General features: G+C 57.8%; 13 protein-coding genes. All 13 read left to right on the plus strand.

All coding sequences use genetic code 11. The annotated features are described in order from the left end of the window. The first annotated feature begins 378 nt into the window (after positions 1–378). The 13 genes from JRJ26_13020 (at position 379) to JRJ26_13080 (ending at position 14,614) form a co-directional block, all read left to right on the plus strand. Positions 379–1,641: an ABC transporter substrate-binding protein gene (locus tag JRJ26_13020; protein MBW2058408.1), complete on the plus strand. Its 1,263-nt coding sequence runs from the start codon at positions 379–381 to the stop codon at positions 1,639–1,641. A gap of 66 nt (positions 1,642–1,707) precedes the next feature. Next, positions 1,708–2,427 (plus strand): ABC transporter ATP-binding protein, encoded by a 720-nt coding sequence (locus JRJ26_13025; protein MBW2058409.1) that lies wholly within the window; start codon positions 1,708–1,710, stop codon positions 2,425–2,427. 74 nt (positions 2,428–2,501) lie between these two features. Then, positions 2,502–3,221 carry an ABC transporter ATP-binding protein gene (locus tag JRJ26_13030; protein MBW2058410.1) on the plus strand — a complete coding sequence of 240 codons (720 nt, stop codon included), beginning with the start codon at positions 2,502–2,504 and terminating at the stop codon, positions 3,219–3,221. Positions 3,222–3,252: 31 nt separating this feature from the next. Continuing rightward, positions 3,253–4,296, plus strand: a complete 1,044-nt coding sequence (locus JRJ26_13035) for a branched-chain amino acid ABC transporter permease (protein ID MBW2058411.1) — start codon at positions 3,253–3,255, stop codon at positions 4,294–4,296. A gap of 9 nt (positions 4,297–4,305) precedes the next feature. Then, positions 4,306–5,346 (plus strand): branched-chain amino acid ABC transporter permease, encoded by a 1,041-nt coding sequence (locus tag JRJ26_13040; GenBank protein MBW2058412.1) that lies wholly within the window; start codon positions 4,306–4,308, stop codon positions 5,344–5,346. Positions 5,347–5,443: 97 nt separating this feature from the next. Next, positions 5,444–5,755 (plus strand): (2Fe-2S)-binding protein, encoded by a 312-nt coding sequence (locus tag JRJ26_13045; GenBank protein ID MBW2058413.1) that lies wholly within the window; start codon positions 5,444–5,446, stop codon positions 5,753–5,755. Further along, a complete protein-coding gene (locus tag JRJ26_13050; GenBank protein MBW2058414.1) occupies positions 5,748–7,160 on the plus strand; it encodes an FAD-dependent oxidoreductase in 1,413 nt (470 codons plus the stop codon). Before JRJ26_13045 ends, JRJ26_13050 begins: the two co-directional genes overlap by 8 nt. Next, on the plus strand, positions 7,157–8,416 hold the full coding sequence (locus JRJ26_13055; GenBank protein MBW2058415.1) for an FAD-binding oxidoreductase: 1,260 nt from the start codon (positions 7,157–7,159) through the stop codon (positions 8,414–8,416). Before JRJ26_13050 ends, JRJ26_13055 begins: the two co-directional genes overlap by 4 nt. 383 nt (positions 8,417–8,799) lie before the next feature. Then, complete coding sequence (locus JRJ26_13060; GenBank protein ID MBW2058416.1) at positions 8,800–10,536, plus strand: sigma 54-interacting transcriptional regulator; 1,737 nt, start codon at positions 8,800–8,802, stop codon at positions 10,534–10,536. A gap of 401 nt (positions 10,537–10,937) precedes the next feature. Beyond that, on the plus strand, positions 10,938–11,192 hold the full coding sequence (locus JRJ26_13065; protein MBW2058417.1) for a hypothetical protein: 255 nt from the start codon (positions 10,938–10,940) through the stop codon (positions 11,190–11,192). A gap of 78 nt (positions 11,193–11,270) precedes the next feature. Beyond that, the gene (gene argF, locus JRJ26_13070) at positions 11,271–12,209 is read left to right on the plus strand and encodes an ornithine carbamoyltransferase (protein ID MBW2058418.1); all 939 of its coding nucleotides are present in this window, start codon (positions 11,271–11,273) and stop codon (positions 12,207–12,209) included. 134 nt (positions 12,210–12,343) lie between these two features. Next, entirely contained in the window at positions 12,344–13,537 is a 1,194-nt protein-coding gene (locus JRJ26_13075) for a substrate-binding protein (GenBank protein MBW2058419.1), read from the plus strand. A gap of 219 nt (positions 13,538–13,756) precedes the next feature. Beyond that, positions 13,757–14,614 carry a branched-chain amino acid ABC transporter permease gene (locus JRJ26_13080; protein MBW2058420.1) on the plus strand — a complete coding sequence of 286 codons (858 nt, stop codon included), beginning with the start codon at positions 13,757–13,759 and terminating at the stop codon, positions 14,612–14,614. The last annotated feature ends 4 nt before the right edge of the window (positions 14,615–14,618 follow it).

The following is a 14,618-nucleotide window of genomic DNA, read 5'->3' on the forward strand; positions in this document are numbered from 1 at the left end:
GTCCCAAAACTCCAGAAAAATTTTGTTGACAGTCTTCAGCGGTAGTGATATAGAGGGGTCTTGTGCGAGATGGGGCGGTTGCCGCCGTCAAGGTGTGTGCGGAATGTCAAGATATGTGACGCCCGGGGGAGAGCGGGTGTTTTTCCGTGCGCGATGGGGGTCTTTGCCCATCGAAAGGCGTGAGGATCCCCGCACCCGGCTTCTCCGGTTCCGTTGATGAGCAGGTCTGAGTCACCGGACGTTTCGATTGTTTGGGCTGCAGACGTATCGGTGCGAGTCGAGAGTCACTGGTAGGGGGGGAGGTGATAAAGGCCGTTTTCTTGTTCGGGCGAGATGGAGAGGATGACCTATTAGCCAAACTGGAAAAGGAGGTATGTGATGGACGGCTGGAAAAGGGTTCTTGTTCTTTCTCTGGTTCTTTTGACGGCCTTTTGCTTCGCTGCCATGGAGGTTGGGGCCGCTGAGAAGACTTTCAAGCTCGGTGTGCTCGGACCTTTCACCGGGCCCAGTGCGAAGAGCGGCAATGAAATGAAGGATGCAGCGACCATGGCCCTTGGGGATGTAGACAACAGGATCGGTGACTATCGAGTGGAGATCGTCTATATCGACAGCCAGGCCGATCCTGCCAAGGCGACCAATGCCTATGCCGAGGCCATTGAGCGAAAGGGTGTACAGGCCGGCATTTTGAACTGGCATACTGCGGTCGATACCGCCCTTCAGGCTGTGTGGGCCAAGTACAAGGTGCCCCATTTTTTCTGTATGGGCGCGGGGAAGGCTGTCAATGACAAGTACCATTCCCTGCCTGCTGATCAGCGTTATCTCATCATGAAGGGATGGCCCATTCCCCAGAAGCTGGTTGTGGGCTATGTGGAATGCCTGAATGACGCGATCGCCAGGGGCCGTTGGAAGCCGAAGAAGAAGCTCGCCGCCCTTTGGGGGGAGGATACAGACTGGGGACGGAGCCTGGTCGGCGGACTGGCCAAGGGGTTGAAGGAGAACGGCTGGGAGATTTTTACGGAGGAGTATTTCGACCTCAAGAAGACCGATTTCTACCCCTACGTGAACAAGTGCAAGAAAGCCGGCGTCGTGCTCCTGGCGGGATCGAGCTCCGGTGTGGCATCGGTCTCGGCCCTCATCAAACAGACCCACGAGATAGGTTTCAGAGGCCTGGTGATTGCGGACGGGCTAGGTTGGGTCGGCGACTGGTACAAGATGACCGGCCAGGCGTCAAACGGTGTTCTCGATATGCAGCCCCAGTTTGCCACCCCTAAGCAGAAAGCATGGGCCAAGAGATTCAAGGCCAAGTACGGTTATGGCCCGAGCCCTTCTGCTGCTGGAATGGCCTATGATTACGGTAACTTCTTTATCAAGATCGCCAGGCGTGCCATCGAAGAGTACGGGGAGTTGACCAGTGAAACCATCACAAAAGTGGGCCGCAACGAGGTGGCCGAGGGGAAGCTTACCTACAGCCGGGCCGAAGGGGCCCTCATGCACGCCCGTTACGGGACGAATGCGGCAAGCAGGCCCGATCCGAAGATCAGTCCGAACGACTTTTTCTTCCCGGTGATTCAGTACAAGAACGGCAAGGGTTTCACGGTATTCCCTGAAGATGTGAAGCAGATTGAACTCATGGTGAGGTGACGAGCACCGAAGAGGGAGAGACCAAGGCCTGGGGTCTCTCCCTCCGGGTGCCAAGGACGGGATGTTATGACGGTGCTGGAAACCAGGGATGTGACCAAGCGGTTCGGCGGGCTGGTGGCAGTGGACCGGGTCTCCCTGCACGTGGAGGAGGGGGAGATCCTGGGGCTCATCGGGCCCAACGGAGCCGGCAAGACGACTCTTCTGAACGCGATAGCGGGGCTCGATCCTCCGACTTCCGGCTCCGTCTATTTCATGGGAGAGGAGACTACCGGGTGGTTGCCTGAGCAGATGTGCCATCGGGGGCTCTCACTGACGTTTCAGATTCCCCGTCCTTTCCCCAAGATGACCGTTTTGGAAAATGTCATGGTGGCCGCTGTCTTCGGCAACAAGACTCACCCGGTGACAGACCCGGTTCGCCACTGCCGCGAACGGCTTGCGTTTGTCGAGTTTCCCATGCCCGAGGATACCCTGTCCGAGACCCTCAATACCGTGCAGCTCAAGCGGCTGGATCTGGCCCGGGCTCTTGCGAGCCAGCCCAGGCTTCTCCTCTTGGACGAGCTGGCCTCCGGTCTTACCGAGGGGGAGCTGGCAGAGCTGATGGCCATTATCCGTAAGATCCGGCAGCAGGGAGTCACCATCATAATGGTGGAGCATATCGTGCAGGTGATCATGAACCTCTGCGACCGATTGGCTGTGCTCCAGTTCGGAAACAAGATCGCCGAAGGACCGACCCAGGATGTTGCTCGGGATTCCAGGGTGGCGGATGCGTATCTGGGGGCTGAGTAGTCGGCGTGGAGAAGGGGGAGCGTCCTGCCAAACTGCCGGGACCCCGGAAGTCAGGACGAACCGACAAGGGAGACATGGAGAATCAAGCGCTACTGGAGGTCGAAAACCTCGATGCGGGTTACGGTTTCCTGCAGGTCATCTGGGAGGTCTCTCTCGATGTCAGACCAGGAGAGTACGTCTGCCTGATAGGGCCCAATGGAGCGGGAAAGAGTACGACCCTCAAATCGATAGCGGGTCTGCTCGAACCTAAAGAGGGAAGAATCATCTTCAAGGGCGAACCTATCGACGGGCTTCCCGGAGACAGGGTGTGCAGGAAGGGGATAAGCTATATTTCCGAGGAGCTGAACCTCTTTACCGGCATGACCGTGCAGGAGAACCTCGCCATGGGGGCCTATGCGGTAAGGGACAAGAGGAAGATCGCCCAGAGCCTCGATTTTGTTTTCGGGCTCTTTCCTCCCCTGAAGGAGCGGGAACGACAACTTGCCGGGACCATGAGCGGGGGGGAGCGGAAAATGCTGGCAATCGCCCGCGGGTTGATGTCGGCCCCCTCGCTCCTCTTGGTCGACGAGCCTTCCTTGGGGTTGGCACCTCAGCTGACTGCGGCGGTCTTTCGGGCCCTGGATGTTCTCAAGAAAGAAGGGGTCACGATCCTTTTGGTCGAGCAGAACGTCACCAAGACTCTCCAGGTCACCGACAGAGGCTACGTGTTGGAGAAGGGAAAGATCGTGCTCAGAGGGAGAAGCTCTGATCTTGCCCGGGATGATCACGTGAGGAAGGTATACCTGGGGATTTAGGGAAAGCAAAAGAGGACGAGGGCAGAAGATCATGGCAAATCCTGAGACAGAACAAACCCTTTCCACACGCATTTCAGCCGGGTTGACATCACCCGCAGGCATCACCATTACGGCTACGATTGTTGTCGCCGTCTTGGCGGCGATGGATAAGGGTTCGTACATAATCGTGAATGCCATCGTCACCGGAGGGATGTGGGCCTTGGTGGCCATGGGTCTGGCTCTGGTCTTCGGCGTGATGAATATCGTCAGCTTCGTCCACGGGGAGTTTTTCATGATCGGCGGGCTGGCGGCCTACTTTGTCTTTACTCCATTTACGGATTACATTGCAGCGAGTCCTTACTCGGTCTTGGCGGCGGTGGCCCCTCTGATAGCCATGTTCACTGCTGCGGGTGTGGGGGCCTTGGTCGGAATGCTCTGTGAATGGGTGGTGTTCCGTCCCCTCCGGACCAGGAGCCGCGAGCAGTGGGTGATGAACTCCTTTGTGATCACCGTGGGCATGTCGGTATTCATCGTGAACAGCACCCAGTTGATTTTCGGCACGGACTTTAGAGGCATAGTCAGTTACTGGTACTATCCGACCATCTCCTTTTTTGACGTCTATGTCTCTTTCGATCGGTTCCTTGTGTTTCTCCTGGCAATGCTGGTTATGGGGGGATTTTGGGGCTTCATGAAATTCTCGAAGACCGGCCGCGCGATCCGCGCGGTTTCACAGGACGAGACAGGGGCACGGATGGTCGGCATCAACATCAACGGTATCCAGACCCTGACTCTTGCTCTCAGCTCGGCTTTTGCGGCCCTGGCAGGGGCTTGTCTTCTCTTCATGTATCCGGCCTATCCTACAGTCGGTCTTGGACCTCTCTATAATTCCTGGTTTATCGTTATCCTGGCTGGCATGGGGAATGTGGGTGGTGCCGCAGTCGGGGGGTTTATCGTGGCTCTTTTCCAGGTCCTTACCACTGTCTACGTGGGTGAGGGATGGGACTATGCGATTCCCGCTGCCTTCATCGTCCTTATCCTCTTGCTGCGACCTTCAGGGATTTTTGGGAGCGAAGTCAGAGGAATTCTCAACCAGTAGGGTGATTCCGTGGAAAAGAACAACAAGCGTACCGGAGTAAAGGGGGTTCAAAGAATACTCGATCTGGCCGGCTTCACGCCTCTGGGACTGGTTTGTCTCTTGGTGCTCGCCCTTCTCCCTCTGATACCTCCTTTTAACCAGGAGTATCTGGTGCGGTGGATGGTGGTGGGGCTTTTTATGGCCGCCCAGGCTGTGGCTTTCGATTTTACGAGTGGGTACATCAATATCGTGAATTTTGGTTTTGCCGCGTTCGTGGGGCTAGGCGCTTACACCTCGGCGATCCTGGCGGTGAGATTCGGCCTCTCACCGTGGGCCGGGATGTTCGTGGGTGTGCTGCCCGCCGCGCTTGTCGGTTTTCTGACCGGCGTGCTTACCCTGCGGCTGCGGGGTATATTCGCCGCAGTTATGGCCTGGTTTATCAGCCTGGCCCTGTGGGGGTTGGCGACAAAGCTCGTCTTCCTGACCGAAGGTCCCCTCGGGTTGAACTGCCCCACCCTGCTGAGGACCTCGTCGAACATACCGTACTTCTACATCCTTTTTGTCATGTTCATGGTCGTATACATCGTCCTGAAACGGGTGGTTCGTTCTCACATGGGGCTGGCCTTTCGAGCTATAGGCCAGAACATGGAGGCTGCACGAACCTCTGGAATCAATCCGACCCGCTACCGCATCATCAATTTCACCCTTTCCTGTGCCTTTGCAGGCTGGCTCGGGGGTTTCTATGCCCATTACTACGGGATCCTCATGCCTGACGTGATGCACACGGGCAAAACCATCGAGGTCCTGGTGATTGTCTATATCGGGGGGAGGGCGAGTCTTTGGGGTGGCGCTCTTGTGGCGATCCCGTTCGTTATTGCCACCGAGATGGTCCGGTCTGTTTTCTCCCAGTACCCGGGCGTCAATCTGATCTTCTACGGCCTTTTCCTGATCGTGGTGATGATATACTATCCCGGGGGTGCAGCTCAGCTCTACCGAAGCGTTCTTGAACGGTCCCGGAGTGTGTTCGTCAGGTTCTGGCTCGGTCCTCAGGCCACGGTCCAATCCGACTAAAAGGTGTGTTCCCACTGGCCGCCTTACAGGGTAGGTGTCCCGGCAGAGGCCGGAGGGGCGGCATGGGTATTGCCGGAGGGGTTTGCAGATGGGGCAACTGCGAGTTCTGGATCATCCGATACTGGGTCCTCTGACCCCGGGGCGGAGGGTCGCCTTCTCCTTTGAAGGGCGTAGACTCTACGGGATAGAGGGCGAACCCATAGCAGCGGCACTGGCCGCTTCGGGAATCAGGCTGTTGCGGCGTACGGCGGACCGCGGCCAGCCTCGTGGGGTCTTCTGTGCCATGGGGCTCTGTACGGACTGTATGGTGGTTGTCAACGGCCGGCCGAAGGTGCGTGCCTGTGTGACGCCCCTAGAGGAAGGAATGGATATAAGGATGGAGGTACCTGAGGTGGTCGCCCATGATTGAGGTGCCTGCAGCGATTATAGGGGCAGGACCCGCCGGGCTTTCAGCCGCAATAGAACTGGCAAGAGCTGGGGTGGAGACCCTGGTCATCGACGAAAACGACCGGCCTGGTGGTCAACTCGTAAAGCAGATCCACAGGTTCTTCGGTTCCCGGCACGAGATGGCAGGCATGCGCGGATTCGAGATCGGAGAGGCACTCTTCTCGGAGGCTGAGAGGCTCGGTGTCAGATTCATGTTGAATACGGCTGCATACGGGATCTTCAAGGAGAGTGGACAGCTCGGGATACATGACCGCAGGGATGATCTCTTGGGGTTGGTGAAGGCAGAGAGGCTGATTCTTGCCACGGGAGCCAGGGAGAATCCCCTCTGGTTTCCCGGCTGGACTCTGCCCGGTGTGATGGGGGCAGGGGCCTTTCAGACGATGGTCAATGTTCACCGGGTCATGCCCGGGAGAAGAATAGTGGTCGTCGGTTCGGGCAATGTGGGCCTTATCGTGGCCTTTCAGGCTCTCCAGGCAGGGATCGAGGTGGCGGCGGTCTGCGAGGCCCTGCCCAGGTTGGGTGGATGGGAGGTCCACGGGGCCAAGCTCAGGCGCCAGGGTGTGCCGATCCTGCTGAGCACCACGGTGGAGCGTGCCCTTGGCGATGAGGAGGTACGGGGAGTGGTCCTGGTTCGCCTGGACAAGGACGGAAGGCCCGAGCCCGGAGAACGTCGAGTTCTGGAAGTCGATGCGATCTGTCTTGCCGTCGGGCTTTCGCCTCTTGCCGAACTCGCATGGATGGCCGGGTGCAGGTGTGTTTTCTCGAACGAGTTGGGGGGATGGCTCCCTGCTCATGACGAGTGGATGCGGACCAGTATCGAAACCCTGTGGGTGGCAGGTGATCTTGCGGGGGTCGAGGAGGCGAGCACGGCCATGGAAGAGGGGAGGCTTGCAGGTCTCGGCGTGAGTCGGTCCCTCGGCGCCCTCGACAGGCGGGCGGCGGTCCTCAGAGGTCGCAAGATCAGGGCCCGCCTCGAAGAGTTGCGGGAGGGATCTTGCGGGAAGTACCGGAAAACGGCAAAGGCGGCCCTGGTGAAAGGTGGAGAACCTGGATCTCACAGGTCCTCCCTGGTACCGGGCCGGACTGATGAACCCGCTGAGGACGAAATGGTTTGTCGGTGTGAAGAGGTGCCGAGGGCGCTGATTGCCCGGGCGATAAGAGAGGGAGCCAGAACCGTGGACGCGGTCAAACGTCGGACCAGGGCGGGAATGGGACTCTGCCAGGGAAGGACCTGCAGGGGCCTGGTGTCCCGGTTGATTACGGAGGTGAGCGGGGAGCCGCCCCGGAACCTCGTTCCACCCACCGTCCGTCCGCCGGTCCGTCCCCTGCCGATGGAGGGCCTTGTGAAAGGGGAGGATCTCCTGTGAAGGAGAGAGCTCAGGTGGTTATCATCGGCGGGGGAGTTGTGGGATGCTCCCTGGCCCTGTCGCTTGCAAGGCGGATCTCCGGAGTTGTGGTGCTGGAAAGGGAAGGAATCGGCTCTCAGGCTTCCGGATCCAACTATGGGATGGTGTGGCAGCAGACCCGTCTGGCCGGCTTTGATTTGGATATGGCTCGCCGTTCCCTCAGGATGTACAGGGAGCTGGTATCGGAGGAGTTCGACATCGATATCGAGTACGAGGAGAGGGGCGGAATGACGGTCTTCCATACCCCGGAGCAGAAGGCGGTGATGGAGGTTGTGGTTCGCCAGAAGAGGGACCAGGGGATACCGGTCAGGCTGATCGACGGCCGGGAGGCCCGTGAGCTTGAGCCTGAGCTTTCTCCTGAGGTGGTTGGGTCCACATACTGTGCCGAGGAGGCCCAGTTGAACCCTATTCTAACGACCCTCGCCTTTGCCCGTGCAGCGGCCCGCCGTGGCGCCGATATAAGGACGGGGATTGAAGTACGGGGGATTCGTGTGGAAAGAGGGCGGGTAAGAGCTGTTCTTACCGGTCTGGGCGAGATAGAGGCGCAATGGGTGGTGAACGCAGCGGGCCCCTGGAGCCGCCAGGTCGCCGCGATGGCCGGGATCGACCTCCCGGTCTTTCCACAGCGGCTGGAGTCTCTGGTGACCGAGCGCCTTTCCCGCCGTTTGATCAGTCGCGTGCTTCAAGGGGGACGGGAGGTGACGGCCGAAGAGGTTGAGTCCCCTGAAAAGGTCTTGAGTTTCGCCCTCGAGCTGCCTCCAGGGGCGGGCGAGGAGTCGCTCCCAAGGGAACCCCTGGACCGCTCGATCTTTCCGTTTCTCAAGCCAACGGTTTCGAAGAACGTGGTTATCGGTACTACCTCGGAATTCGTAGGCCACGACAAAGGCGTTCTCCCCCGGGCCTTGCATCTCATGGCCAAGAAGGCCGTCCAGATCGTTCCTGCACTGAAAGATGCCAGGATCATCCGAACCTGGGCGAACTTCGTCCCTTTCACCTTCGATTCCCTGCCGATTCTCGGCAAGGTTCCCGGGGTGGACGGCTTCATCCTGGCCTGTGGCCACGCCCATGCCCTCTCCCACGTGCCTCCCACGGCCGAGGCCCTCGCCCACCTGATCATTGACGGTAAGGCAGACATCCCCATCGAGGATGCGAGCATCGAACGGTTCACTGGCCGGGAAGGGCAGGGAACTCCGGCCCAACCGGGTGGAGTTTCCTGAGTTTTCGGCCCAGGATTCTTGCAAGTATATGACTTCACGATCTTTTTCTGTCTTGGCAGGAGAACACCGTTGTCCCCTGGCTCCCGAGCTCACGCGGTGACCCTTTCGGAGTTCGCGGGTGGGAAATCCCTACCTCTTCCCCACGAACACGCACCACGAACACGCACCACGAACACGCGCACGAATCACGAGCCACGAACACGAATCACGAACATTCCCGATGGGTACCCCACCGCTTCCGCAATGTCGCTCGGAGGCAAGGGTGTTCTCCAAAAGTCAGGGAACTCCGGCCCAACCGGCTATTGCCAAATCCTCGAAATAGTGCTATAGGGAGAATGCTCATTTTCGGCCATTGCCTTGAGATTCGAAAGGAGAGGTCTTTCTTGGAGTCGAGAGGTGTTTTGAGCTTGTCTTCCCTTTTTGATTCGGTCCACAACGGCATGGTGGGTGTGGACAGAGCGGGGATCATCGCCTATTTCAATCCCTCTGCTGAGCGGATCTTTCGGGTCGGGCGCGAGGAAGCCCTGGGACGGTCTGTTCTCGACGTGCTCCCCGGTATAGGGCAGAAGTTGATCGAGTGTGTGGAGACGGGGACATCGTTCCACGGGGAGAACTTGTCGGACGGGGAAATCCACCTCGTTGCTAACGTAGATCCCGTGTTCGGGGATGGCGAGATTGTAGGTGCGGCCAGCATATTCCACGAGTTCTCGGAGATCGAGCGGATTTCCGGGGAGCTCGACACGTACAAGAAGATGGCCAAGCAGCTGGACGCCATCATCGAGTCCTCCTACGACGGCATTTGGGTCTGCGATGGGAATGGAGTCACCGTAAGAGTGAACAGGGCGGCATGCGAGTTGGACGATGTGAGGATAGAGGATGTTATCGGCAAGAGAGTCAAGGACCTGGTGGAGAATGGGCTTTTTGACCGATCCGTGACCCTGGAGGTTCTCGAGACCAAGCGACCCGTGACCCTGATCCAGGAGTTGAAGGGCGGCCGGAAGGCGCTTGCCACCGGTAGTCCTGTATTCGACGAGGATGGAGAGATTCTCTTCGTGGTTATCAACGTAAGGGATATCACCGAAATCCAGAGGCTTACCACCCTGCTGGAGGAGACCCGGGAGCTCTCGGAGCGATACTCCTCCGAGCTACGAGAGTTGAAACTATTGGGATTCGAGGAGAAAAACATCGTCGCTCACAGCGAGGAGATGAGGCGTGTTCTCAGAACCGCCACCAGGATCGCCAGAGTCGATGCAACGGTTCTGCTGGCGGGTGAGTCCGGGGTGGGAAAGAACATGATCGCCGAGCTGATTCACCGGCTGAGCGACCGCAAGGACGGTCCTTTTATCCAGATCGCCTGCGCTGCCATCCCTGAACCGCTTCTCGAGTCGGAACTGTTCGGCTACGAGAAGGGGGCTTTTACCGGTGCAAAGGAGACTGGAAAGGCCGGGCTTTTCGAACTGGCTGGAAAGGGGACGCTCTTCCTCGACGAGATCTCCGAGATCTCATTGAGCGTCCAGGTGAAGCTCTTGAGGTTCTTGGAAGACAAACAAATAACGCGCCTGGGAGGGACCCGGCCGAAGTCGATCGACTCCCGGATCATCGCGGCAAGCAACAGGGAACTGAAAGAGCTCGTGTCGAGAGGGCTTTTCAGAGAGGATCTCTACTATCGGTTGAACACCTTTCCCATTCATATTCCGCCTCTGAGGGAGAGAAAGAGCGATGTCCTGCCGTTGATACAGTTTTTTCTGAACAGGTTCAATCAGAAATACGGCCTGAAAAAGACGCTCTCCCGGGATGTTCTCCGGGCTCTGCTCGATTACTCGTATCCGGGCAATGTCCGTGAATTGAGCAGCCTCCTGGAAAACCTGGTTCTCATTTCAGAAGGGCCGAGAGTCGAGACAGGAGACTTGCCGGGCTATATCCTAGAGGATCGCCGTAGCGGAGAGCTTAGCCTCGAGGCGGATTGTTCTCTTCAGGAGATGCTCGAGCGATACGAGTCGAGAATAGTCGAGGAGGCGGCCAAGAGGTACAGATCCACTAGAAGTATTGCCAGGGCTCTGAAAACGAGCCACTCCTCGGTCGTCCGGCGAATGCAGAAATACGGCATCAGGAAGGCTTGATTCTGGTTCGTTCCTGAACCGGACGATCTCCTCTCGTCGCCGGAACTGTTCTGCCTCCCCATCAACCAAAGAGACATGCCAGGGAGATCTTGGTTCATTTCTGGTCCAGAATCTGAGGAAGAAAGTCCCTGCATTAAGGGGGACGGATTGGAGCATATCCACCTTTGGTTCACAGATGAACCGCTCTCCACGGCAAGGAGCACGTTGTGTGTGTGGGCGGCCAACCTGTCTTGAGACCAAAATCATGAGATTTCGAATAGTTATGTATGTTCCTCACCCTGCTCGCCTTCCACGGCCGGATGGCACTGATATTGCCTGAGAGAGGCATGCTTTGTCGGCGAGAGAGACGGCCTGTGGACGACCGCGATTTTGAAAGACTTTCCAGGAGAATCACTTCATCTATGGATGAGGATTCCGGGCAGGTTCTTTTTGAGTTCGACGAGGCTCGCAAGGACCTGGACCGGGCACTCCGCCTGATCAGGGCAAGCGGGGCAGGGATCGCCGATCTCCGGCTTTTCCCTGCGGGCCCGGACGGCATGCGGTGTGCCCTCGTGCGACTCACGGTCCCCGATACCAGAGGGGTCGTCCTGACTCTAGCGGAGCACGGGTTCAGCAGAATAAAGGGGTACGGTGCTGTTTGCAACAGAGTGGGTTAGGAAGGCGCCAAAGAGGCAGCTTTTGGTAAGACTGCCCATTCCAGGGATGCTGGTGCGTCCCGCTGAGAGGAGGTTGGTATGAGAAACAGATTCAGAGGCAGGGATTTCTTGACACTCATGGATTTCGACAGGGAGGAGATAGACGACATCTTGAACGTCTCTTACGATTTCAAGATGAAGCTGGCCCGTGGGGAGCCCCATGAGTATCTCCGCGGCAAGACCGTGGCGGTGGTTTTCGAGAAGCCTTCGACCAGGACCAGGACGTCTTTTCAGGCCGCGATCGCCCATCTCGGAGCCCAGAGCTTCTACATGCGTCCTGACGAAATGCAGTTGGCCCGCGGGGAGCCCATAAAAGACACGGCCCGGGTGATCGACCGCTACTGTGACGCCTTGGTCATGAGGACCTTCGGTCAGGACCGCCTCGAGGAATTCGCCCGGTACATGAAGAACCCGGTGATCAACGCCCTTTCTGACCTCACCCATCCCTGTCAGGGATTGGCCGATCTGCTGACAATACGGGAGAAGAAGGGTGGCCTGAAGGGTTTGAAACTGGCCTATGCAGGCGACATCTTCAATGTCTGTCATTCCCTGATGGTCGGAGGCGGCCTGATGGGTTTTGACGTCTATGTGGCAGGTCCCGAGGGATACGGGCCGAATCCGAAGGTCAGGCAGTTTGCCGAGGAAGCTGCGGGACGGGGTGGGACGAGGATCGTCTTCACCCGTGATTTGAAAGAGGCCTTGAAGGATGCTGACGTGGTGTATGCCAACACCTGGCATAGTATGGGAGCCGCGGAGAAGGAGAAAGAGAAGCGGGTCAGGGATTTCGGCCCTTATCAGATCAACGAGGAGGCGGTGGAGGTCGCCGCGTCGGACTTCATCTTCATGCACTGTCTTCCCGGGTATCGAGGGGAGGAGATGACGGATGGGATCGTAGAGGGTCCCCATTCGGTTGTATGGGATCAGGCAGAAAACCGGATGCACACCGAGAAGGCCCTAATGGCCCTGCTGATCGGGTGAGTGGAGAGAAGGTAAGGGGGCGTTCGCATCAAGGAATCTCAATCAGAAATCGAAAGGGGGTGAGGAATTCAAAGCAAAATCGGACTTGGGTTGGAGTTGTTTTGATAGTGAACCCCAAACAAAAGGAGGATGAGATGGGGAGACTCTTGCGTCAAGGTCATGCATGTACAAGACTCGTTTGCCGTGGGGCTGTGCTTGGTCTTTTGCTGTTCGGGCTTTCCGTTCCCCGGGCCGTTCAGGCTGCCCAATCCCCCATCAAGGTGGGGGTCGTGATCGCGCTGAGCGGGTTCATCGCCGCAGACGGGCAGGGTTCCCTGGGGGCGATCAAGCTCTGGCAGAAGGAAGTCAACGAATCCGGAGGGCTGTTGGGCAGGAGGATCGTGCTGATAGTGGAGGATAGTGCCTCGGATCCCAAGACCGCCAATGAGAAGATGAAGCGCGTTATGGCTAAGCATCCAGACGTGTGTATCGGCCCGATACTCAGCGCCGAGAGGACGGCGACTTATCGCACCGTCGTGGACGCCGGTGTGCCGTTCTTGTATTTCACCTTCTATGAGGGTGGAGCTTACCACCCCCTGATGTTCATCACAGGTGAAGTGCCGGAACAGCAGACCGAGAAATACGTCCCATGGTTGGTCCAGAACTACGGCCCGAAATTCTACATCCTCGGATCTGATTACGAGTTCCCGCAGAAATCGGCAAGAGTCGTGAACAGGTATCTCTCGGGTGCCGGGGGTAAGAACGTCGGTGAAGAACTGATCGCGATGGGTACGACGGATTTCTCCTCGGTGATTACCCGAATTAGAAGAGCAAAACCCGATGTGCTTTTCAGCATCATGGTCGGCACAGACGCGGTGGCCTTCGCCAAGCAGTTCAATGATTACGGTCTCAAGAAACACATCCAGTACGCATCCATGGTCGACCTGGAGACCTATGTCGATGCCATGGGAAAGAAGGCTGCAGAGGGCAACCTGGCATCTTTTGGATGGTTCGAGAATCTCGACAAGCCCAGGGCCAAAGCGTTCGTAGAGAAGTATCATGCCTTCGAGCCCATGCGGGCGACGACCTTGATCGAGTCGTGCTACTCGGTGCTGCTCCTTTGGACCAAGGCCGTGAAAAAGGCGGGAACTACCGAGGGCGAAGCGGTACGGAAGGCCATGGCCGGTCTCTCGGTGGAAGCACCGGAGGGCCGTGTGACCATGCGGGCCATCGACAATCATACGGCCAGACCCTCATACATCGCTCGGGTGCATGACGGCGAATACAGGGTCATTAAGGACTTCGGCCAGGTCCAGCCCGGTGAGGATCAGCGCAAGCCTAAGTGGTAAAAGTCATTGGATCTTTGAGATTCATACCGGTGTTTCCCTCTCGTTTTTGTGGAGGCCCCTGGGAGGCAGGGCCTCCACAAGACAGAGGCCGAGGGAGAGGACTGCCGGTTTTTCGAGATTCGGGTACGCTTTGTCTCGTTCCAGTAGGAGAAAACCCGGGAACATTCATTCCTCGATCTCAACCTCCTTTGGGACGGTGAACAGAGGCTCAAGTGTGATATGGAATGGGACATATTCCTGCTGCAGGGGTTCAACACCGCGCTGATCATAGGCGTGCTGGTGCTTGTCAGCTTGGGACTGGGGATCATCTATGGGCTCATGAATGTTCTGAACCTGGCCCATGGTGAGTTTCTCATGCTCGGAGCATACGGCGTGGTCGTTGGAAACATGCTGGGACTGGGCGTGTGGGTGGGCATTCTTCTCGGCGCCGTCTCGGTTGGAATCATAGGCTATTTTCTAGAGCGGAGTCTGATTTCCCGGTTGTATGGCCGTCCGATAGACGCCCTGCTTGCTACGTGGGGCCTGTCATTGATGTTTCAACAGGCCGTGCGGCTTATATTCGGGCCAGAACCCAAGCCGGTCGTTTCGCCCATCGAGGGTGCGGTAGAGATATTCGGCCTTCCTTTTCCGATCTACAAACTCGTCGTTCTGATCATTACGATAGGTGTAACCCTTGGGGTCCTGGCCATATTCCGGTTTCCCACTTTCGGCATCAAGACCAGGGCTGTCTTGCAGGATTGGGAGATGGCCCAATGTCTGGGCATAGCCAGCCCTCCCATCTATTCGCTGTCTTTCGCCATCGGAGCCGGCCTGTCCGGTCTTGCAGGCGGATTGATAGCTCCCCTTATCACGGTGCAGCCCTTTATGGGGCCGGTGTTCGTCGTTCGAGGGTTCCTTACGGTCATAGTCGGAGGGGTGGGAACTCTCCTCGGGGTGGTCGGGGGCGCGAGCGTCATCGGCGGCGCAGAAGGAATTGTTGCCTACTTCGGATCGTCCGTGGGGGCACAGGTTGTGGTTTTGACCATCGCCATCATAATCGTTCGTCTCCGGCCCCAAGGCATATTCTCACGAAGATGAGTCG

The sequence above is a fragment of the Deltaproteobacteria bacterium genome, assembly GCA_019308905.1.
Classification (GTDB): domain Bacteria; phylum Desulfobacterota; class BSN033; order WVXP01; family WVXP01; genus JAFDHF01.

What these genes read in the sequence shown, in the direction of transcription:
- JRJ26_13020 (MBW2058408.1), top strand. Translation starts at nt 379, where the DNA reads ATGGACGGCTGGAAAAGGGTTCTTGTTCTTTCTCTGGTTCTTTTGACG.
- JRJ26_13025 (MBW2058409.1), top strand. Translation starts at nt 1,708, where the DNA reads ATGACGGTGCTGGAAACCAGGGATGTGACCAAGCGGTTCGGCGGGCTG.
- JRJ26_13030 (MBW2058410.1), top strand. Translation starts at nt 2,502, where the DNA reads ATGGAGAATCAAGCGCTACTGGAGGTCGAAAACCTCGATGCGGGTTAC.
- JRJ26_13035 (MBW2058411.1), top strand. Translation starts at nt 3,253, where the DNA reads ATGGCAAATCCTGAGACAGAACAAACCCTTTCCACACGCATTTCAGCC.
- JRJ26_13050 (MBW2058414.1), top strand. Translation starts at nt 5,748, where the DNA reads ATGATTGAGGTGCCTGCAGCGATTATAGGGGCAGGACCCGCCGGGCTT.
- JRJ26_13065 (MBW2058417.1), top strand. Translation starts at nt 10,938, where the DNA reads ATGGATGAGGATTCCGGGCAGGTTCTTTTTGAGTTCGACGAGGCTCGC.
- argF (MBW2058418.1), top strand. Translation starts at nt 11,271, where the DNA reads ATGAGAAACAGATTCAGAGGCAGGGATTTCTTGACACTCATGGATTTC.
- JRJ26_13075 (MBW2058419.1), top strand. Translation starts at nt 12,344, where the DNA reads ATGGGGAGACTCTTGCGTCAAGGTCATGCATGTACAAGACTCGTTTGC.
- JRJ26_13080 (MBW2058420.1), top strand. Translation starts at nt 13,757, where the DNA reads ATGGAATGGGACATATTCCTGCTGCAGGGGTTCAACACCGCGCTGATC.